This is a genomic window from Pseudomonas frederiksbergensis, from assembly GCF_003732275.1.
GTDB classification, from domain to species: Bacteria; Pseudomonadota; Gammaproteobacteria; order Pseudomonadales; family Pseudomonadaceae; genus Aquipseudomonas; species Aquipseudomonas frederiksbergensis_H.
Map to the genome: position 1 here is coordinate 1 of NZ_MOBM01000003.1, position 20518 is coordinate 20518.

Annotated in this window: 23 protein-coding genes; 11 read left to right on the forward strand and 12 right to left on the reverse strand. The window is 60.1% G+C overall.

The window, feature by feature from the left end:
- Together BK662_RS35085 and BK662_RS01510 are read left to right on the forward strand one after the other, a co-directional pair.
- On the forward strand, nt 1–85 hold an 85-nt coding region (locus BK662_RS35085), incomplete at its 5' end, for a DUF488 family protein, N3 subclade (protein ID WP_446033145.1).
- 304 nt (nt 86–389) lie between these two features.
- On the forward strand, nt 390–1316 hold the full coding sequence (locus BK662_RS01510; RefSeq protein ID WP_123356121.1) for a universal stress protein: 927 nt from the start codon (nt 390–392) through the stop codon (nt 1314–1316).
- 138 nt (nt 1317–1454) lie between these two features.
- Here BK662_RS01510 and BK662_RS01515 read toward each other — a convergent pair whose 3' ends face one another.
- The 5 genes from BK662_RS01515 to BK662_RS01535 all read right to left on the reverse strand — a co-directional run bounded on the left by BK662_RS01515 (nt 1455) and on the right by BK662_RS01535 (nt 4670).
- Nucleotides 1455–2267 (reverse strand): class I SAM-dependent methyltransferase, encoded by an 813-nt coding sequence (locus BK662_RS01515; protein ID WP_123356123.1) that lies wholly within the window; start codon nt 2265–2267, stop codon nt 1455–1457.
- A gap of 37 nt (nt 2268–2304) precedes the next feature.
- Nucleotides 2305–2577: a DUF4242 domain-containing protein gene (locus BK662_RS01520; protein ID WP_123356125.1), complete on the reverse strand. Its 273-nt coding sequence runs from the start codon at nt 2575–2577 to the stop codon at nt 2305–2307.
- 186 nt (nt 2578–2763) lie between these two features.
- The gene (locus BK662_RS01525) at nt 2764–3975 is read right to left on the reverse strand and encodes a cytochrome c biogenesis protein DipZ (RefSeq protein WP_123356127.1); all 1212 of its coding nucleotides are present in this window, start codon (nt 3973–3975) and stop codon (nt 2764–2766) included.
- Between the two features lie 152 nt (nt 3976–4127).
- The gene (locus BK662_RS01530) at nt 4128–4358 is read right to left on the reverse strand and encodes a hypothetical protein (RefSeq protein ID WP_123356129.1); all 231 of its coding nucleotides are present in this window, start codon (nt 4356–4358) and stop codon (nt 4128–4130) included.
- A 48-nt stretch (nt 4359–4406) separates the two neighbouring features.
- Nucleotides 4407–4670 carry a DUF2790 domain-containing protein gene (locus tag BK662_RS01535; RefSeq protein ID WP_123356132.1) on the reverse strand — a complete coding sequence of 88 codons (264 nt, stop codon included), beginning with the start codon at nt 4668–4670 and terminating at the stop codon, nt 4407–4409.
- A 305-nt stretch (nt 4671–4975) separates the two neighbouring features.
- Here BK662_RS01535 and BK662_RS01540 point away from each other — a divergent pair, with 305 nt between their 5' ends.
- Nucleotides 4976–5716 (forward strand): response regulator, encoded by a 741-nt coding sequence (locus tag BK662_RS01540; RefSeq protein WP_123356134.1) that lies wholly within the window; start codon nt 4976–4978, stop codon nt 5714–5716.
- Entirely contained in the window at nt 5713–7020 is a 1308-nt protein-coding gene (locus BK662_RS01545) for an ATP-binding protein (protein WP_123356136.1), read from the forward strand. Before BK662_RS01540 ends, BK662_RS01545 begins: the two co-directional genes overlap by 4 nt.
- A gap of 320 nt (nt 7021–7340) precedes the next feature.
- Here BK662_RS01545 and BK662_RS01560 read toward each other — a convergent pair whose 3' ends face one another.
- Nucleotides 7341–8099 (reverse strand): HvfC family RiPP maturation protein, encoded by a 759-nt coding sequence (locus BK662_RS01560; protein ID WP_123356138.1) that lies wholly within the window; start codon nt 8097–8099, stop codon nt 7341–7343.
- Nucleotides 8092–8931 (reverse strand): HvfB family MNIO-type RiPP peptide maturase, encoded by an 840-nt coding sequence (locus tag BK662_RS01565; RefSeq protein ID WP_123356140.1) that lies wholly within the window; start codon nt 8929–8931, stop codon nt 8092–8094. The genes BK662_RS01560 and BK662_RS01565 overlap by 8 nt, the downstream gene beginning before the upstream one ends.
- A gap of 296 nt (nt 8932–9227) precedes the next feature.
- On the opposite strand from BK662_RS01565, the gene BK662_RS01570 reads away from it, so the two are divergent.
- Nucleotides 9228–10274 (forward strand): class I SAM-dependent methyltransferase, encoded by a 1047-nt coding sequence (locus BK662_RS01570; protein ID WP_123356142.1) that lies wholly within the window; start codon nt 9228–9230, stop codon nt 10272–10274.
- A gap of 129 nt (nt 10275–10403) precedes the next feature.
- On the opposite strand, the gene BK662_RS01575 is transcribed toward BK662_RS01570, so the two are convergent.
- Nucleotides 10404–11300 carry a LysR family transcriptional regulator gene (locus BK662_RS01575; protein WP_123356144.1) on the reverse strand — a complete coding sequence of 299 codons (897 nt, stop codon included), beginning with the start codon at nt 11298–11300 and terminating at the stop codon, nt 10404–10406.
- 249 nt (nt 11301–11549) lie between these two features.
- Between BK662_RS01575 and BK662_RS01585 the strand changes: the two genes are divergently transcribed.
- The 3 genes from BK662_RS01585 to BK662_RS01595 are packed head-to-tail and all read left to right on the forward strand — an operon-like array spanning nt 11550 to nt 14140.
- Nucleotides 11550–12248 carry a CoA transferase subunit A gene (locus BK662_RS01585; protein ID WP_123356148.1) on the forward strand — a complete coding sequence of 233 codons (699 nt, stop codon included), beginning with the start codon at nt 11550–11552 and terminating at the stop codon, nt 12246–12248.
- Nucleotides 12249–12284: 36 nt separating this feature from the next.
- Nucleotides 12285–12950: a CoA transferase subunit B gene (locus BK662_RS01590; RefSeq protein ID WP_052965168.1), complete on the forward strand. Its 666-nt coding sequence runs from the start codon at nt 12285–12287 to the stop codon at nt 12948–12950.
- A gap of 11 nt (nt 12951–12961) precedes the next feature.
- The gene (locus tag BK662_RS01595) at nt 12962–14140 is read left to right on the forward strand and encodes an acetyl-CoA C-acetyltransferase (protein ID WP_123356150.1); all 1179 of its coding nucleotides are present in this window, start codon (nt 12962–12964) and stop codon (nt 14138–14140) included.
- Nucleotides 14141–14285: 145 nt separating this feature from the next.
- On the opposite strand, the gene BK662_RS01605 is transcribed toward BK662_RS01595, so the two are convergent.
- On the reverse strand, nt 14286–15605 hold the full coding sequence (locus BK662_RS01605; RefSeq protein ID WP_123356154.1) for an Nramp family divalent metal transporter: 1320 nt from the start codon (nt 15603–15605) through the stop codon (nt 14286–14288).
- A 148-nt stretch (nt 15606–15753) separates the two neighbouring features.
- Here BK662_RS01605 and BK662_RS01610 point away from each other — a divergent pair, with 148 nt between their 5' ends.
- Both BK662_RS01610 and BK662_RS01615 read left to right on the forward strand, forming a co-directional pair.
- Nucleotides 15754–16509, forward strand: coding sequence for a hypothetical protein (locus tag BK662_RS01610; protein ID WP_123356156.1), 756 nt, complete (start codon nt 15754–15756; stop codon nt 16507–16509).
- 87 nt (nt 16510–16596) lie between these two features.
- On the forward strand, nt 16597–17184 hold the full coding sequence (locus BK662_RS01615) for a DcrB/PsbP domain-containing protein (RefSeq protein ID WP_123356158.1): 588 nt from the start codon (nt 16597–16599) through the stop codon (nt 17182–17184).
- Between the two features lie 11 nt (nt 17185–17195).
- Here BK662_RS01615 and BK662_RS01620 read toward each other — a convergent pair whose 3' ends face one another.
- On the reverse strand, nt 17196–17912 hold the full coding sequence (locus BK662_RS01620) for an alpha/beta hydrolase (protein ID WP_123356160.1): 717 nt from the start codon (nt 17910–17912) through the stop codon (nt 17196–17198).
- A 224-nt stretch (nt 17913–18136) separates the two neighbouring features.
- Nucleotides 18137–18916, reverse strand: a complete 780-nt coding sequence (gene aotJ, locus BK662_RS01625; protein WP_123356162.1) for an L-arginine-binding protein AotJ — start codon at nt 18914–18916, stop codon at nt 18137–18139.
- Between the two features lie 307 nt (nt 18917–19223).
- Here aotJ and BK662_RS01630 point away from each other — a divergent pair, with 307 nt between their 5' ends.
- Nucleotides 19224–19880 (forward strand): type 1 glutamine amidotransferase, encoded by a 657-nt coding sequence (locus BK662_RS01630; RefSeq protein ID WP_123356164.1) that lies wholly within the window; start codon nt 19224–19226, stop codon nt 19878–19880.
- Between the two features lie 146 nt (nt 19881–20026).
- Here the strand turns inward: BK662_RS01630 and BK662_RS01635 are convergent, their stop codons facing one another.
- Nucleotides 20027–20461 carry a rhodanese-like domain-containing protein gene (locus BK662_RS01635; RefSeq protein ID WP_123356166.1) on the reverse strand — a complete coding sequence of 145 codons (435 nt, stop codon included), beginning with the start codon at nt 20459–20461 and terminating at the stop codon, nt 20027–20029.
- Between the last annotated feature and the right edge of the window lie 57 nt (nt 20462–20518).

Here is a 20518-nt window from a genome sequence, read left to right on the forward strand (position 1 = left end):
AGGATGTTATTGCGAGAAAGAGGCACACTGCCACCGTTCCGTATTACGGGAATTGCTGGAGGAACGGGGCGCGAAGGTTGTTTAAATAAAATGAACAGCACAAATCCCCTGTGGGAGCGGGCTTGCTCGCGAAGGCGGTCTTCCCGTTGATAGAAATGTTGCCTGATACTCCGCCTTCGCGAGCAAGCCCGCTCCCACATTTGAACTCCGGTGTGACATTTCTGAGCACGAACTTCAGCCCGCACCGGCCTTGCGGACGAGAGGTTGATCATGGTCAATACTTAGAGGATTGAATGGCTATCGAATGACCACACGTCGGGCGCACAGGCGCTCTCCCATTGCAGCCCCGGGGGACCGTCGTTTGCTCGTTTACCCACGGGAGGTTTGTCATGTCTGGTCAAGCACGTTTCATGCTGGTCGCCTCGCCCCTGATGGAACACAGCCCTGCCTTCGACCGGGCGGCGGCGCTGGCCAAGGCTGAGGACGCGGCCTTGCACATCGTGGCTTTCGACTATCTGGAAGGCCTGGCGACCGCTGGCTTGGTCAACGAAAAGGCCCTGGAGCAGATGCGTCTGGGGTACGTCGAGCGCCACCGCCAGTGGCTTGAGGAACAGGCCCGCCCCCTGCGCAAGATCGGTGTGCATGTCACCACGGAGGTGACTTGGGTCGAAAATCCGCTGGAAGAAATCCTGACTCACCTCAAAGAGCAGCCGATGGACGTGCTGATCAAGGCGCTGGAACATCAATCACGGCTGTCGCGGCTGGTGTTTACCCCTCTCGACGTGCATTTGCTGCGCGAATGCCCGGTGCCGCTGCACTTCGTCAGCCATGCCATTCATGCGTTGCCGCGCAAGATTGTCGCCGCGGTCGATCCGTTCCATCGTGATGATCACTACAAAAGCTTTAACGACCGGATCCTTCACGAAGCATCAAAACTGGCAAGCGCCTGCAATGCCGAGCTCGACGTGGTCTATGCCTATGACCTTTCGTCAATCAGCTCGGACGAGTTCAGCTTCGAAAACGGCTCGGCGTTTTTCGCTTCGGACAAGGCCAAGACCCTGTTCGACTTCCAGGAGGATGCCTTCAACGAATTGGCCGCGCGCAACGGCATCGCGCCGGAGCAACGGCACATGCTCATGGGCAGCCCGACCAAAGTGCTGACCCGCTATGCCGACAGCTATGACGTCGACGTGATTGTCATGGGCCGGGTCGGCCATCGCGGCATGGGCCGGTTGATCGGCAGCACGGTGGAACATCTGCTGTACAAAATGCCGTGCAGTGTGTGGGTGGTGTACACCGAGCGGCTGGATGAGTGAGGGGCGGGCCGAATTTTGCACATCTCCCTTGTGGGAGCGAGCCTGCTCGCGATGGCGGATCTTCAGTCAACATGCATGTTGAATTTAAGACCCTCATCGCGAGCAGGCTCGCTCCCACAGGGGATTTGTGTTGTCGTTTCAACGCCGTGTAATCACCACTTCCAGGTATTCACTGGGCACCACCAGCGACCGTTCCCCCGCCCGGTTCAGCCGATTCAGCAGTTCAGTCAGGTCGTTTTCCAGGGCTGTGCCCTCTTCGGGTGGCAGGGTCGCAAAGGCCTTGTGAACCGGGCCATACCAGGTGCGGAAGGTGTCGATGAAGTGCGCGGCCGAACGATAACGGAAATTGAACAACCGCCGTGTCACCTGGAGCTGAAAGTCGCGCTGATCGAACTGCGAGTGCAACCAGGCTTCAGAGCCCCAGTTTGAAGGCGGTTGGGCGCCCACAGGTGGCGGCATATGGCGGCCCAGGGTCTTGAACATCTGGCCGACGAAGCCTTCAGGCGTCCAGTTGGCAAGGCCGACCCGTCCGCCAGGACGGCACACCCGCGCCAGTTCCGCTGCAGCCTTGGGCTGATCCGGCGTAAACATCACACCAAAGGTTGAAAGCACGGCATCGAAACTGGCGTCCTCGAACGGCAAGTCCTCGGCATCGGCCACCTGAAAAGTCACGTCCAGATGTTCCGCCCGCGCGCGGTCTTCGCCGCGTTCAAGCAGCTTGGCCACGTAGTCGGTGGACGTGACCTTGCATCCCCGGCGCGCGGCGGCGAGCGTTGCGTTACCGTTGCCGGCGGCGACGTCCAGCACCTGCTCATCACAGAGCAAGTCGCAGGCTTCGGCCAGTTGTTCGCCGACGATCTGTAAGGTGGTGCCGATCACGGCGTAGTCGCCGCTGGCCCACGAGGCCATTTGACGGTTTTTCAGGGCAGTGAGGTCAATGGGGGTACTCATGGAGTCTGCTCCGTTGCGGGTTGGAACACGTCCCGGCTTACTCCGCCGTGGTGGGATCGATGATGTTCATGACCCGAGAAACGCTGTTGATGGGAAATTCACCTTTTTGGGCGTGCTCCCTGATGAGTCCCTCATTCGGCGCGATGTACACGCAGTAAATCTTGTCGCCAGTGATGTAACTCTCCAACCACTGCACCTCTGGCCCCATCTCGCGTAATACATCACAGGATTTTTGCGAGATCGCTTTGAGTTCCTGTTGCGGCAGTGCGCCGGCGCCCGGAATCTCGCGTTCAATAATGAATTTAGGCATGGCAACTTCCTTTTCTTGATGGTGATGACAGGATCGGAGGTGATCCCGTCATCCACAAACTATCGCTCCCGGATACGCCGACGTCCTGCCGATCGTCCGGAGAATTCACGAAATATGGCATTCTCCGATGCATGGTCGCCATTTGTAACGCCGCCTTGACAGGTTGGTTTGCTTCACTGAAACGGATCACGCGGCAGGCGCTTTGGCCTCTTCCAGCAGTTGCCGAATCATCTGTTCCTGAGTCTCGTAGCGGCCCTCGCCAAAGTGGGTGTAACGCACCTGCCCCTTGGCATCGATCAGGTAGTGAGCGGGCCAGTACTGGTTGTCGAAGGCACGCCAGATCGCGTAGTTATTGTCGATTGCCACTGGGTAGGTGATACCGAGTTTTTTCACCTGATCGCGGACGTTGTCGATGATGCGTTCGTAACCGTATTCCGGGGTATGCACGCCGATCACCACCAGGCCGTCCTTCTCGTATTTCTTCGCCCAGTCCTTCACGTAGGGCAAGGTGTGCTGGCAGTTGATGCAGTCGTACGTCCAGAAGTCCACCAGCACCACTTTGCCGCGCAGGGAATCGTTGCTCAGCGCTGGCGAGTTGAGCCATTCGACTGCGCCGGAAAGTGACGGCATCGCGCCTTTGGCCGCGTCCATGGTCGAGTCGGCCTTGACCTTGCTGACAAAGTAATCGACCACTTTCGGTACGGTTTCCAGCACGCGCTGCTCAACCGTGGTGACGCCTTCGGACGAGGTGCTGGCGAGCAACGTGTTGTCGACGCCAGTGGAGATGACCGCCGCAGCGGCCAACACCGCAGCACCCGCGCCGCGACGCAGCCAACCGGTGAGCGGAATCGACGGTTTCAAGCGATTGACCAGGCCGCGACCGGCGAAGATCAAAGTGCCCAGGGACAACGCACTGCCCAGGCCGTACGCCAGCAGCAACAGACTGGTCTGAGCATTGGCACCTTGCAGCATGGCGCCAGTGAGGATCACCCCGAGGATAGGCCCGGCACACGGCGCCCAGAGCAGACCCGTGGCGACGCCGATCATCACCGAGCCTAACGGGCCAGACATTTTGCGGGTGTTGGGATCAAGGCGATTGCCCAGCAGCACGAACGGACGTGCCAGCCAGCCACCGATGCGTGCGGAGATCAGCGACAGGGCAAACAGCACCATCACGATCAGTGCCACATGGCGACCAGTGTTGTTGGCTTGTATCACCCAATCGCTGCTGACCACGGCCAGGCTGGAGATCAGGGCGAAAGTCAGGGCCATGCCGCCGAGGGTGAGCAGGATCGAAGAACACGTGCGTTTAACCCCGGCAAACAGAAACGGCACGACCGGGAGGATGCAGGGGCTGAGGACGGTCAAAATGCCGCCCAGGAATGCGATGAGAAACATGGGGATCACCTTGAGATACGAGTCCCATGTGGGAGCGAGCCTGCTCGCGATAGCGGTCTGGCAGTCACATAGATGTTGAATGTGCTGCCGTCATCGCGAGCAGGCTCGCTCCCACACTGGAAATATTGAGTTCATAGGAACAGTGCTGGGCTTCAAGCCGTCTGGTTGTCCAGCTGCTGGCCCTGTGGCGTCCGGCTGTAGCCGTTCTCTGCAACCAGTTGCCCTTGCGGCGTGCGGCTGGAACCATCCTCAGTCAGCAGCGGAGTCAGTTGGAAGCAGGTGCTGCTGCCACAGGTATTTTGTTCAACTGCAGCATTGGCATGGGCAGCGGCGCCAGCTACGGAGAAAATGATGGCGGTCAAAAAGCGGGTGACGTTGTTCATAGTGTTCTTCCTGTTTCAAAGGGGATGGGCAATGGGTAGTCGAAGGACTCAGCTGCCTTCGTTGCAGCCGTCAGCGAATTTGCTGTAATCCAGAACCTGGGTTTTGCCTTGGGAATCCAGGTAGGTCATCCGGGCATTCACAATCCCGCAGGTAGGGCTGGCGTCCTGTTTCATCGACAGCACTTTCTGGATGTCCAGATGTGTGCCGTAGGTGTAGGTTTGAGGGGTAACATCGGCTTCGGCCCGGGCCGACAAGGTGCAGATGTTCAGGGCGGCAAACAGGCAGGCGGCGTAGACGGCTTTGGTGTTCATGGTGATTTCCTCAGGGCTTCAATAGGTCAATCGTTGATTGAGCCGAGGCAGTTGGGTTTGCCTCGATGGAACCTATTTGAAACCCGCGAGGTATCCCGTCTGTGTCCGGAACAGGCGCGAGTAAATCGCTGTGTATCCGCGCAGGCTGGAGATACACAGCGATACAACCCCCCTGAAATCGGCCATTTTTACGTCCCCGTGTATCTTTCGGCACGCCAGATACACTGCAATACAATCGATGGCAGGCGAGAGGGCCGAGTCTCGATAGACTGCGCGACAACTCCCATTCAAGAGGCTTGGTCACCATGGAACACGTCGATCACATTCTCATCGTGGACGATGACCGCGAGATCCGGGAACTGGTAGGCAACTACCTGAAGAAGAACGGCCTGCGCACCACCGTGGTCGCGGATGGACGGCAGATGCGCTCGTTTCTGGAGTCCACGCCGGTGGATTTGATCGTGCTCGACATCATGATGCCGGGTGACGATGGCCTGGTGCTCTGCCGCGAGCTGCGCGCCGGCAAACACAAGGCCACGCCGGTATTGATGCTCACCGCTCGCAACGATGAAACCGACCGCATCATCGGCCTGGAAATGGGCGCCGACGATTACCTGGTCAAACCGTTCGCCGCCCGTGAATTGCTCGCCCGCATCAACGCCGTGCTGCGGCGTACGCGGATGTTGCCGCCGAACCTGGTGATCACCGAGAGCGGTCGCCTGCTGAGGTTCGGTCGTTGGCGCCTGGACACCTCGGCCCGGCATCTGCTGGATGAGGACGGCACCATGGTCGCCCTCAGCGGCGCGGAATATCGCCTGCTGCGGGTGTTCCTCGATCATCCTCAGCGGGTGCTCAATCGCGACCAATTGCTCAACCTGACCCAGGGCCGTGATGCAGATCTGTTCGACCGCTCCATCGATTTGCTGGTGAGCCGCTTGCGTCAGCGCCTGCTCGACGATGCCCGGGAACCGGCCTACATCAAGACTGTGCGCAGTGAAGGTTATGTGTTCTCCCTGCCGGTGGAAGTGCTCGGTGCGCCGTCATGAATCTTGCGCTGCACTGGCCTCGCACACTGGCCTCGCGGCTGTCGCTGATTTTCCTGATCGGCCTGATCCTCGCCCAGGGGTTGTCCTTTGGCGCTCAGTACTACGAGCGTTACGAAAGCGCGAAAAATACGATGTTGGGCAATCTGGAAACCGATGTCTCGACTTCCCTAGCCATCCTCGACCGTTTGCCCGCCGATGAGCGTGTGAACTGGCTGCAGCGTCTGGAGCGCACCAACTACAGCTATCTGCTGAATGAAGGCTCGCCGGGCACGCCGATGGCAGCCAGCGATGTGCCGATTGCAGTGACTTCGATTCAGGACGCCATCGGCCATGATTACCCGCTGACCTTTACCGACATCCCTGGCCCGAAGAAACACTTTCAGGCCCACCTGACATTGAAGGACGGCAGCCCTGTCACCATCGATGTGCGGCCTTCGATGGTGCCGTTGTCGCCGTGGTTGCCGGCGGTATTGCTGGGGCAACTGGCGCTGATGATTGCCTGCACCTGGCTGGCCGTGAGAATCGCCATCCGCCCACTCACCCGCCTCGCCCAAGCGGTGGAAACCCTCGACCCCAATACCCACGCCATACACCTGGACGAAAAAGGCCCGACCGAAGTCGCCTACGCCGCCCGGGCTTTCAACGCGATGCAGGCGCGCATTGCGGCTTATCTCAAGGAACGCATGCAACTGTTGGCAGCGATTTCCCACGACCTGCAAACCCCGATCACCCGCATGAAACTGCGCGCCGAGTTCATGGATGACTCCAGCGAGAAAGACAAGCTGTGGAACGACCTCGGCGAGATGGAACACCTGGTGCGCGAAGGCGTGGCCTATGCCCGCAGCATTCACGGTGCCACCGAGGAGAGTCGCCGCACCGATCTGGATTCGTTCCTCGACAGCCTGGTGTTCGACTATCAGGACATGGGCAAAGACGTGCAGCTCGACGGCAAAAGCGCAGCCGTGATTAACACCCGGCCGCATGCCTTGCGACGGGTGCTGGTGAACCTGATAGACAACGCGCTGAAATTCGCCGGCGCGGCAGAGTTGTGGGTGGAAACGAAGGCTGATGGCAGCTTGTCGGTGAAGGTGATGGACCGTGGACCGGGGATTGCCGAAGAGGAATTGGCGCAGGTAATGGAGCCGTTCTACCGCGTGGAGAATTCACGTAATCGCAGTACGGGAGGGACCGGGTTGGGATTGGCGATTGCGCAGCAGTTGGCGCTGGCGATTGGCGGGTCGCTGACCTTGAGCAATCGTGAGGGTGGTGGGTTGTCTGCGGAGCTCAGGTTGCCGAAGACCTAATAGACACCCAATATCCCTGTGGGAGCGGGCTTGCCCGCGATGAGGCCAGCACATCCAGCATTGATGTTGGCTGACATTCCGCCATCGCGAGCAGGCTCGCTCCCACAGGGGGCGTGGGTGTTTGGGGGAACTGTGCTCGGTCAGGTAGCCATATCGACCACAAACCGACAACACCACAAATCCATTGTGGGAGCGAGCCTGCTCGCGATGAGGCCAGCACATCCAACATCCATGTTGACTGACACTCCGCCTTCGCGGGCAAGTCGGATCGCCGCACCGCTCGCTCCTACAATTGATGCGTGGTGTTTTGAAGATTGCGATCAGGCGGCGATGCCGATCACCCCTTCCCCGTGCATCTGCCGCAACAACGCCAATCCGCTGTCGATAAACTCCAGCGACCCAACCATCCCCGCCTCCACCGCCAGCCCTTCCAGCTGCGCTCGACCATCGAGTTGAGGAAACTCCCTGATCCTTTGCAACAACCGCCACGCCAACGGGCTCAGTTCGGAGAAGCGCACATTCCAGTCCTCGGACCGACGAACCAATAGCAACGTCGGCTGAAGTGGCGGCGTGTCCGGCTGGTAATCCGGCCCCACTAATTGCACCGGCCAGCCATACGCCAACGGCCAGGCAAGCGGTGAAACCTGCAACGGTCGATCCAGCAGCAATGCGGCATCGCTGGCCCGCAACGGCTCAGCGTCGGATTGTTGCAGTGCCATTTCGACCCATTCGTAATGCGCCAGCTCAACCATGAACGGCGGCCACGTTCCATCGCTCAACGCCAACGGCTCAGAGGCGAGAAACGCAACAAATTCCTGGGCGATCTCGCCGAATTTCGGCGTTTGAGCGCGGTAGTCCCGCAGGAAGATCCGCACCAGAGAACGCCACTCACCGTCACCCAATATCTTCACCAGCACCGGAAAAGTCCCGCTGAGCAACGACGACAGATTCGAAAACACCAGGTCGCGATAAACCTGCGCCCGTGTCACGTCCATCCCGGCAGGCGGCGCACAGTGGTCGGGGTCGCGCAGGTAGCGAGTCAATGTGTCTTGCTGCTGATACAGCGTCGGTTTATCCACGGCTCACCCCCTTATTTTGCAGGCGGCGAATGGTCTGTAACTCGCTCACCAAGTCGGAAAATTCGGGAAAGTTGAAATCCCGTTCCAGCAGCGTCGGTTGCACACCAAACCGCACATACGCCTCGGCCAGCAACGACCAGACCACCGGTTTGACCGAGGCGCCATGGGTGTCGATTTTCAGTGTGTCGGACTCATCGAAATACCCCGCCACATGCATGGCAACCACCCTCCCCGCGTCGATGCCGGACAGAAATGTCTGCGGATCGAAGCCGTGATTGATTGAGTTGACGTAGACATTGTTGACGTCCAGCAACAGGTCGCAATCGGCTTCGCGCAGCACCGCGTTGGTGAACGTCAATTCGTCCATGTCCTGTTGTGCCGCGGCGTAGTAGGAGACGTTTTCCACCGCCAGGCGTCGACCGAGAATATCCTGTGCCTGGCGAATTCGGGCAGCAACGTGATGCACCGCTTCTTCGGTAAACGGCAGCGGCAGCAGATCGTAAAGATGCCCGTCATCGCTGCAGTAGCTCAGGTGTTCGCTGTACAGCGGCACTTTGTAGTGATCGAGGAAAACCCGCACTTCCTGCAGGAACCCGACGTCCAGCGGCGCCGGCCCGCCCAAAGACAAGGACAAGCCGTGACAGGCCAACGGATAGCACTCGGCCAGGGCGCGAAACGCCGCGCCATGAACGCCGCCGATGCCGATCCAGTTTTCCGGCGCGACTTCCAGGAAGTCGAAAGCACCCACCGGGGCCGCTTGAAGGTCCTTCATTAAGCCGCGGCGCAAACCTAACCCGACGGTCGTCTTCGTTGATGTGAGGGGAGTCTGCATGTGTCGATCTCATCCTGGGATCCGGTCTCCAGCGTCTGAAAATTCAGTGCCGGCCGGCAGGCCCAGTCAAGCGCCGTGGTGTGTCGGGTCAGTGTCACAAACGCCGCTCTTCTCAGGTCACTGTATCGGACAGGCAGTCAGATACAGAGGGATACACGAACTAGACTTATTGATTACCCCCGTAGGGGAGCCAGGACGCGGTTATCGTCCTGTTCATTCCCACGATCACCGTCCAAAGGTGCATGCCTCGACAAACAATGCCTCCGGACCGTGATCCTGCTGAAGGAGCACATATTATGGACGAGGCCAAACTCAATGATTTCATGGGCAAACTGGTGAACGACATGGGCGGCGCGGCGATGCTCGCCAACGTCATCCTCGGCGAAGAACTCGGCCTCTATCGGGCCATGGCCGACAGTCAGCCAGTCACCCCCGAAGCACTCGCCGAAAAGACCGGCTGCAATACCCGCCTGCTGCGTGAATGGCTCAGCGCCCACGCCGCCTCCGGTTACATGGAACACCGCGACGGCCAGTTCCGCCTGCCCGAAGAGCAAGCCCTAGCGCTGGCGATCGAAGATTCACCGGTCTATGTGGCCGGCGGTATCGGGGTGGTTGCATCGTTTTTCCATGACAAGGACAAACTGGTCAACGCCATGCGCGGCAACGGCGCCCTGGCGTGGGGCGATCACCATCCGTGCATGTTCAGCGGCACGGAACGGTTTTTCCGCCCAGGGTACAAGGCGCACCTGGTCAACGAATGGCTGCCGGCCCTCGACGGGGTGGTCGCCAAACTGGAAACCGGCGCCAAGGTGGCGGACATCGGCTGTGGCCACGGCGCCTCGACCGTGATCATGGCCCAGGCGTTTCCGAACTCACGGTTCGTCGGTTTCGATTACCACGCGCCTTCAGTCACCGTAGCCACCCAGCGCGCCGAAGAAGGTGGTGTGGAAGGCCGGGCGCGGTTCTTCCAGGGCACCGCCAAGAGCTATCCGGGCGACGATTATGACTTGGTCTGCTACTTCGACTGCCTGCACGATATGGGTGACCCGGTCGGCGCCGCAAAGCATGCCTTTGAATCGCTCAAACCCGACGGCTCGGTGCTGCTGGTAGAGCCCTTCGCCAACGACACGCTCGATGCCAACACCACCCCGGTGGGACGGCTGTTCTACGCCGCCTCGACCTTTATCTGCACACCCAACTCACTGTCCCAGGAGGTCGGCCTCGGGCTCGGCGCCCAGGCGGGTGAGGCACGGTTGCGCAAGGTTTTCACCGAGGCAGGATTCACCCAATTCCGGCGGGCCACGGAAACGCCGTTCAACCTGATTCTGGAGGCGCGTAAATAAACACCGTTGACTGATAACCGTAGGAGCTGCCGAAGGCTGCGATCTTTTGATCTTCAGCGATTTCAATATCGCCGAATCAAGATCAAAAGATCGCAGCCTTCGGCAGCTCCTACGGGACCGTGCTGGATTTCAGAGGGGACGTTGTTGGCCAAGGTTTTCAGCCTTGAGAATATCGAACAACGCCTGCGCCGCCGCCGACAGTTCATGCCCCGTCGTCAGCACCCCGATCGCCCGTTCCACCACCGGGTCACGCAGGGTAATGCAACGTGCGCCCAGCTCGCGCATCTGCCCGGCACACAACGCCGGCACCGCGCTGACTCCCAATCCGCTGGCCACCATCCGCCCGACTGTCGCCAACTGATGGCTTTCAAACTCCACCGGCAACTTCATGCCCCGCGCCTGCAAGTGCTCTTCGAGCATCACCCGCACCGTCGACGGTCGCTGCAAGGTAATGAACGGCTCCTTGAGCAAGGTCTGCCAATCGATATCGCCCAGATCCGCCAGTGGTGAATCGAACGGCACCACCGCCACAAACCGGTCGATGTACAACGGCGTGAACACCAGCGATGAACTCTGGGTCGGTTCAAACGCCACGCCCAGTTCCACCTGACGGTCGCGAACCATTTCCAGCACCTGCTCGTTGATCACGTCATTCACTGTGACGTTGACCTTGGGATAACGCGCGCGAAAGGTCTTGAGGATCGGCGGCAGCAAGTTGCCGGCAAACGACGGCATCGCCGCCAGGGTCACGCGGCCGCGCTGGAGGGTGAAGCGTTGGCGCAAATCATCCTCGGCATTGTCCCAGTCCGCGATCAATCGACGAGCCAGTGGCAGCAGCGATTCGCCTTCGGCGGTCAGTGCGACGTTGCGGGTATTGCGCGTGAACAAGCGCCCGCCCAAGCCCTCCTCCAGCGCCTTGATGGTCAGGCTCAACGCCGACTGGGACAAGTGCAGCCGCTCGCACGCCACGGCAAAGCTCAAACTCTGGGCCACGGCCAGGAATGCACGGATCTGTTTGACGGTCATGGTCACTGCCTCCAACGGTAAGCACATTCAAGGTAGGAGCTGCCGAAGGCCGCGATCTTTTGATCTTGATCTTCGGCGCCCTTGAAGGTGCAGAAGATCAAAAGATCGCAGCCTGCGGCAGCTCCTGCGTATTAGTGAGTTTTATCTATCAATCAACCTTAAAAATCAACTTAACAAATAAATCCTCCGGCGAGACACTCCCTCCCCATCCGGCTAGCCAGCCGCCCACAAAGAATAAAAGAGGTGCATATGGCAGGGTTCGACAAGCGCGTGTATTCCTACGAGGAAGCGATGGCAGGTCTTGAAGACGGCATGACCGTGATCTCCGGCGGCTTCGGCCTGTGCGGGATTCCGGAAAACCTCATCGCCGAGATCCAGCACCGCGGCACGCGTGATCTCACCGTGGTCTCCAACAACTGCGGCGTCGACGGTTTCGGCCTCGGTGTGCTGCTGGTAGACCGGCAGATCCGCAAGGTGGTGGCCTCCTATGTCGGCGAAAACGCGCTGTTCGAGAAGCAACTGCTGAGCGGCGAAATCGAAGTCGACCTGACCCCTCAAGGCACCCTCGCCGAGAAAATGCGCGCAGGCGGTGCCGGCATCCCGGCGTTCTTCACCGCCACTGGCGTCGGCACTCCGGTGGCCGACGGCAAGGAAGTCCGCGAATTCAAGGGCCGCAAGTACCTGATGGAAGAATCCATCACCGGTGACTTCGCCATCGTCAAAGGCTGGAAAGCCGACCATTTCGGTAACGTGGTCTATCGCCACACCGCCCAGAACTTCAACCCGCTGGCCGCCACTGCCGGCAAGATCACCGTGGTCGAAGTCGAGGAAATCGTTGAACCCGGCGAGCTGGACCCGTCGCAGATCCATACCCCTGGCATCTACGTCGACCGGGTCATTTGCGGCACGTTCAAGAAGCGCATCGAACAGCGCACCGTGCGTAAGTGATCCCCTGCCCCCGGACCGAATGAAGGAATAACAACAATGGCACTTTCCCGCGAACAAATGGCTCAGCGCGTCGCCCGCGAAATGCAAGACGGCTACTACGTGAACCTCGGCATCGGCATCCCGACCCTGGTCGCCAACTACATCCCTGAAGGCATGGAAGTCATGCTGCAATCGGAAAACGGCCTGCTCGGCATGGGCGCGTTTCCGACCGACGCAGAAGTCGACGCCGACATGATCAACGCCGGCAAGCAAACCGTGACCGCGCGTATTGGCGCATCGATTTTCTCGTCCGCCGAATCGTTCGCGATGATTCGCGGCGGCCACATCGACCTGACCGTGCTGGGCGCATTTGAAGTGGACGTCGAAGGCAACATCGCCTCCTGGATGATCCCCGGCAAACTGGTCAAGGGCATGGGCGGTGCGATGGACCTGGTGGCCGGTGCGGACAACATCATCGTCACCATGACCCACGCCTCCAAGGACGGCGAGTCGAAACTGCTGTCGCGTTGCAGCCTGCCGCTGACCGGCGCCGGTTGCATCAAACGCGTGCTGACCGACCTGGCCTACCTGGAAATTAAGGACGGCGCGTTCGTTCTCAAGGAGCGCGCGCCGGGTGTCAGCGTCGAGGAAATCGTCGCCAAGACCGCTGGTAAACTGATCGTGCCTGACCACGTCCCGGAAATGCAGTTCGCTGCCCAGTGAGGAATCCTTCCATGCAAGAAGTCGTGATTGTTGCCGCCACTCGTACTGCCATCGGCAGCTTCCAGGGAGCGCTGGCCAATGTGTCCGCGGTTGAACTCGGTGCTGCGGTGATCCGCCAGTTGCTGGCGCGGACCGGGCTGGACCCGGCGCAAGTCGATGAAGTGATCATGGGCCAGGTGCTGACCGCCGGCGCCGGACAAAACCCTGCGCGTCAGGCCGCGATCAAGGCTGGCCTGCCCTTCGCCGTGCCGGCCATGACCCTGAACAAAGTCTGCGGCTCGGGCCTGAAAGCGCTGCATCTGGCGGCTCAGGCGATTCGCTGCGGCGATGCCGAAGTGATCATCGCTGGCGGTCAGGAAAACATGAGCCTGTCCAATTACGTCATGCCCGGCGCCCGCACCGGTTTGCGCATGGGCCATGCACAGATCGTCGACACGATGATCAGCGACGGTTTGTGGGATGCGTTCAACGATTACCACATGGGCATCACCGCCGAGAATCTGGCCGAGAAGTACAGCCTGACCCGTGAGCAACAGGACGCCTTCGCTGCCGCCTCCCAGCAGAAAGCCGTGGCCGCCATCGAAGCCGGGCGGTTTGCCGATGAGATCACGCCGATCCTGATCCCGCAGCGCAGGGGCGATCCGCTGTCCTTCGCCACCGATGAACAGCCTCGCGCCGGCACCACCGCCGACTCCCTGGGCAAACTGAAAGCGGCCTTCAAGAAAGACGGCTCGGTGACTGCCGGCAACGCTTCTTCGCTGAATGACGGTGCCGCTGCGGTGATCCTGATGAGTGCGGAAAAAGCCAAAGCGCTGGGGCTGCCAGTGCTGGCGAAGATCGCCGCTTATGCCAACGCGGGCGTCGACCCGGCGATCATGGGCATCGGCCCGGTGTCGGCCACTCGTCGTTGCCTGGACAAGGCCGGTTGGTCCATCGATCAACTGGACCTGATCGAAGCCAACGAAGCCTTCGCCGCGCAATCTCTGGCCGTGGCCAAGGATCTGGAATGGGACTTGAACAAGGTCAACGTCAACGGCGGCGCTATTGCCCTGGGCCATCCGATCGGCGCGTCGGGTTGCCGGGTGCTGGTGACCTTGCTGCATGAAATGATCAAGCGTGATGCCAAGAAAGGTTTGGCGACGTTGTGCATTGGCGGAGGCCAAGGCGTAGCACTGGCCATCGAGCGCTAGCCCCAAGACCGCGTTATCGTTCTTCGCGAGCAAGCCCGCTCCCACAGTTGATCGGGGTTGATCACAAATTTTGTGATCGGCGCAGTTCCAATGTGGGAGCGGGCTTGCTCGCGAAGAGGCCCGACCAGACAACCTCTCTCCCGAGTCAGGCCACAAACTGCAGAATCAACCAGCTGTTCGCCCCACTGATCACCACAAACAACCCCCACGCCAACACCCGTGTCGGCAGTCGATTCACAAACGGCCCCATGAGTTTCTGGTCGTTGGTCATGCGAATCAACGGATACAACGCGAACGGCAGTTGCAGGCTGAGCACCACCTGGCTCAACACCAACAGTTTGCCGATCGCCCCATCGCCCATCAGCCAGACACCGATGAACGCCGGGATCAGTGCCAGCCCACGAGTGATCAACCGCCGTTGCCAGCAAGGCAGTCGCAGGTTCAGGTAACCCTCCATGATCACTTGGCCCGCGATGGTGCCAGTGAAGGTCGAACTCTGCCCTGACGCCAGCAACGCCACGCCGAACAGTACACTGGCCAAAGCGCCACCCACCAACGGATCAAGCAGGTGATAGGCATCCTGAATGTCCACCACGTCGGTGTGTCCGGTTTTGTGGAACGCTGCCGCCGCGAGAATCAGGATCGCCGCGTTGACCAGCAGCGCCAGGGCCAGAGAGCCGATGGTGTCGATGCGCGCCAGTTTCACCGCGTCTTGCTTGCTGGCCAGGTCCTTGCCGATCATCCGGGTCTGCACGATCGAGGTGTGCAGGTACAAGTTATGGGGCATCACCGTGGCCCCGAGAATACCGATGGCCAGGTACAACGGCGCGGCATCACCAATCGCCGAAAATGACGGGGTAAAACCACGGGCGACGTCCGGCCAGAAGGGTTTGATCAGCCACAGCTCGACGAAGAAACACGCACCGATGGTGCCCACCAGCACCAGCATGATCGCCTCAAGCCGGCGAAAGCCGCGGTTTTGCAGTGCCAATACCAGCAGCGTGTCGAACGCTGTGAGCGTGATGCCAAATGTCAGCGAACAACCCAGCAACAAGTGGAACGCCAGCGCACAGCCGAGCACTTCGGCAAGGTCGGTGGCGATGATCGAAATTTCCGCCAGCAGCCACTGGGTCCGTGCGGTCCGCGTGCTGTAGCGTTCGCGGGACAGTTGCGCCAGGTCACGTCCGGTGGCAATGCCCAGACGCGAGCACAAACACTGCACCACCATTCCCGCCAGGCTCGCCAGTAACACCACGAACAACAGGCTGTAGCCAAACCGCGAACCGGCTTCGATGGCAGTGGCCCAGTTGCCCGGGTCCATGTAGCCGATGGACACCAACAAACCGGGGCCGGCAAAGCGCAGGACACGTTTGAAGAAGGATGCACTCGGGTCAACGGCAACAGTGCCGGCCACTTCCGGAGGGCAAAACGGCGCAGTGCCGACTTTGGGCAAACTGAATTTCACGCAATCATCCGTCAACAGGTGGAAGCGCGCAGCTTAGACGTTTCGCGCATTGCGGTGTAGACGCTCAACGCTTGCGCAGAGACCACGCAGAGCAATCCATCGCCCGCAATGCTAACGTGGCCGGCTCACACCGATCGGAGACGCGTGCGTGCTGATGCTCAAACTGCTGGTGATTCCGGGATTTCTCTTGCTGATTTCCCTGGCCGGTAAACGCTGGGGCCCTGGCGTGGCCGGTTGGCTGTCGGGGTTGCCGGTGGTGGTCGGGCCGATTCTGTTTTTTCTCGCCATCGAGCAAGGCGTGATGTTCGCCGCTCAGGCGGCGACGGCAGCGTTATCGGCGATGTTCGCGATGATTGCTTTCTGCGTGACCTACGCCCAGGCTGCACAACGTTTGAGCTGGCCGTGGACGCTGACGATTTCGCTGCTGGTCTGGGCCTTGGCGGCTACTGTGCTGTCACTGATTCCGCCGTCGCTGGTGTTCTCGGTAATCGCGGCCGCCACCGCATTGCTGGCCGCGCCGTACCTGTTTCCCGTGGTGCAGCCCATCGTTTCAGGCCCGGCGCCGAAGTCCGACAAACTGCTGCTGCGCATGATGGCCGGCGCCCTGCTCACCTTGGCTGTGACATTGCTGGCCAGCACCGTCGGCGAACGCTGGAGCGGGCTGCTCGCGGTATTCCCGGTGCTGGGCAGTGTGATGGCGGTGTTCTCCCAGCAGACTCGCGGGCCGGCGTTTACTGCAGCGTTGCTCAGGGCGACGGCGACCGGGATGTATTCGTTTGCGGCGTTTTGTCTGGTACTGGCGTTGGCGTTGCCAACGTTGGGATGGCTGGGGTTTGTCTTAGGGGTAGGCGTGTCGTTGGCGATGCTGGTGATCACCAAACGGCTGGCATTGCGTCCAAGGTGAGAACGCAGCAGGCTGCGGCAGCTGCTACCGATCGCGATCCGTGGGATGATCGCCATCAAAGCGCGGATCATCCCACGGAGAGTTTGAATGTCATTGTTGAGTAAAAAAGCCGTTGTTCTGCTGCTGATGGCGGCTGCCAGCCTGGGCGCCATGAATGCGCAGGCGGCCAAGGCCACTGCCAGCGACAAAGCACCGACCCAGAAGGTCTCGATGCTCGGCGGCAAGTTCACCTTCACCCTGCCCAAGGGCTTCATCGCCAACCCGCTGCCAGCCGGCGATGCGGCCACCGGCACCGCCGGGGCGACGGGCACGATGTACACCAACCAGACCACCAAAACCGTAGTTATCGCGGCCGAAAACACCATCCCCGGCGGCGCCAACGTCAAGGACAACGACGGTGAGTTCCTCGACGCCACCGTGTCCGCGTTCGCCACCGAGCAACGCAACGCCTTGCCGGACTTCAACAAAACCAGCGAGAAAAGCCTGACCCAGAAAGGCACGGGCCTGGGCCTTCGGCAGATCGACAGCACCGCCACCCAGGGCGGTGGCATGACGCTGGACAGCACGTTGATGGCCGCTTCCGGCACGCGGATGGCCATCGTTCAGATCATTTCCCGCCCCAACGACAAAACCGGCCACGAAACACTGGTGAAACAAATCGTCAGCGGCAAATAAACCTGACCGATTCAGGGATTGAGGCGCTGCAACCAGGCGCTCAAATCCTGCATCTCGGTGGCGCTGAGGCTGTGACCGACACCCGGATAGGCATGAAACTCGGGCTTGAGTGACAGGCGCTGCAACAGGCTGTCGGCCTCAGTACCGTCGTTGTAGGGCAGGAGTGTGTCGGCGGTGCCATGACCGATGAAAATCGCCAGCTGCTGGCGTTTTTCATCCGGTTTGAGCTCGGCCCTGAGCACCGGCAGGATGCGCCCGCTCAACGCCGCAATCCCGCCTGCCACCTCGGGATGACGCAACGCGACCTCGTAGGACATCATCGCGCCCTGGCTGAAACCCACCAGGAATACCTTGTCCGCTTCGGTGTGATATTTCTTCGCCGCTTGTGCGACAAAATCCCTCAGCACCTGGCCGCTGGCCTTCAGGTCGTCCGTCTCGCCGTCATAGGCGCCCTCACCCTTCTGGCGAAACCACTGGTAACTGCCCTCCTCCAACGTCATCGGCGCCCGCACCGACAGGTAGTTGTACTGCGGCGGCAACTCATCCTTGATGTCGAACAGGTCCTGTTCGTTACTGCCGTAACCGTGCAGGAAAATCACCAGGGGTTGGTTGCGGGATTCAGCGTCGGCCTGCTCCAGGTACTTGAGCGGCAGATCGGTGTGCAGCGGGGCTTGAGCGTGGACGGCGGAGGACGCCAGGAGCGTGAGCAGAGCGAGCAACTTCAACATAAACCTTCCTTCACAGTGCGCAGGATTCGGGGCAGAGCCTAACATCTCTTCCCGCCGATGCACCGCCTCCTGTAGGAGCTGGCGCAGGCTGCGATCTTTTGATCTTGTTTTAAAAGCAAAATCAAAAGATCGCAGCCTGCGCCAGCTCCTACGAGAATGTGTTTCTCAAAAAATAAAAAAGCAGCCACCGCGTCAACAGTAGCCACCTTTTTTGAACAGCGTGATTAATGGCCGTAAACGTCAAAGTCGAAGTACTTGTCCTGCACTTGCTTGTACTTGCCGTTGGCGCGGATTTCAGTGATGGCGGTGTTGAATTTGTCCGCCAGTTCTTTATCACCCTTGCGCACGGCGATGCCGGCACCGCCGCCGAAGTACTTGGCGTCTTCATAGGTCGGGCCTACGAAGGCGAAGCCTTTACCGGCGTCGGTTTTCAGGAAACCGTCGTCCAGGTTGACCGAGTCGGCCAGCATCGCGTCGAGGCGACCGGCGACCATGTCCAGGTTGGCTTCCTGCTGGGAACCGTAACGCACCAGGTTGATGCCGGCCGGTACCAGCACTTCAGTGGCGAAACGGTCGTGGGTGCTGGCGCGCAACACACCGACTTTCTTGCCTTTGAGCTCGGTCAGCGGGTCCTTGACGTCGGTGCCTTCCTTCATCACGAAGCGCGCCGGGGTGTGGTAGTACTTGATGGTGAAGTCGACGTTCTTCTTGCGATCGTCAGTGATGGTCATGGACGACAGGATCGCGTCGATTTTCTTGACCTTCAGGGCCGGGATCAGACCATCGAACTCTTGCTCGACCCAGGTACACTTCACCTTCATCTGCTCACACAACGCATCGCCGATGTCCACGTCGAAACCGGTGAGTTTGCCGTCCGGGGTTTTCATCGAGAATGGCGGGTAGCCGGCTTCGATACCGAGGCGAATCGGCTTGGCGTCATCGGCCACGGCGGTCAGGGACAACATCGACAGTGCCAGGGCACCGAACATCACTCGCTTCTTCATTTATAACTCCTGTATGCGGAGGCTTTTATTGGCAACTTTCGGCTGGTGAAGACCGAAGTGGCCGGCAGTCTAGAGCGGCTGCAGGAGGGCAAATTGTGTTTAGGCGACAAATAGTTATAGAATAACAGCCAAGGGATTCAAGGCGCTTGAAGCGTGCGCCAAGGTGGTGCAAGGGCTGTAGGACAATCCTTTGCTTCAGACAAAACCTACAAGATTTCGGGCGTGATCCGATTGAACAGTCGCACTGGCGATGAACTTTTTTTGCGGCACATTGACCCCGCCAACCCATTCCCGGAAGAGAAGCGTGATGCCCACGTTGAACCTGATCCAGCACCATCCTGCCGAAGGTCCTGGCGCCATTGCCGAATGGGCTCGGGCCCGTGGCATTACGCTGGAGGTGTTTCGCGCCGACCTCGGCCAGTTGCCGCCGGTGAGCGCAGCACCGGTGATCCTGTTGGGCGGGCCTTATGAATCCAATGCCGGGCCGACGTGGCTGGAAGCGGAGCGTCAGTGGCTGGCAGGCAATCTGGATCAGGGCGCGGCGGTGTTTGCGATTTGTCTGGGCGCGCAATTGCTGGCGCTGAGTCTGGGTGGCAATGTGCGGCGGATGTCTCGCCCCGAAACTGGCTGGACGACTGTGACCTTTGCGGATGGCCAGAGGCTGAAGGTGCTGGAGTGGCACGAAGACGCGATCGATCTACCGGGCGATGCGCAATTGCTGGCCAGCAGTGACGTGTGCGAGCAGCAGATGTATCGCGTCGGGGCCACGCGGGTGGGGTTGCAGTTCCACCCGGAGTGGAATGCTGAATCGGTGACGACCCTCAATGAGTACTTTGCCGAGGAATCACCGTTGCCTCGGGGGCCACAGGACAGCATCGCCTATCAAGCCGTCAATCATTGGTTGCAGGCGACGCTGGATGAATGGTGGGGGCTTCATCAGCTAATCGCTGAACCTGAGATCTGATGGATTTCTGTGGCGAGGGAGCTTGCTCCCGCTCGGCTGCGAAGCAGTCGTAAATACTGAGAATGAGAGTTACCCAGGGAATCGTGGTTGAGTGTTTTCAGGGCCGCTACGCGACCCAACGGGAGCAAGCTCCCTCGCCACATTAGTCAGCATTCACAACTTATGGGCATCGCAACGACAGGTTGCACCGCAACACTCAATTCAAACCCCTCATCCAGCCACCCGGTCACCCCGCCAATCATCTCCTTGACCGGGTAACCCAGCGCCGCCAATTTCACCGCAGCCTTGTTGGCGCCGTTGCAGTGGGGCCCCGCGCAATAGACCACGAACAGCGTGGATTTCGAATAAGTCGCCAGGCCGTCAGCCGTGATCAGTCGGCCCGGGATGTTGATTGCGCCCGGCACATGTCCGCGCTCGAACGCCAACGGTCCGCGCACGTCCACCAGGACAAAATCCACCTCGCCGGCCTGTTGGCTGCCGTAGACGTCGGAACAATCGGTTTCGAAGGTCAGACGGTTGCTGAAATGCATCAGGGCAATGGCGGATGGGGCTGCGGGAATTTCGCGAACCAGGCTGGGCATGGGCTGTACTCCAAAGTCTCGGTGGGTGTGGGAAGACTTTATCTGCCCCGCGCTTGC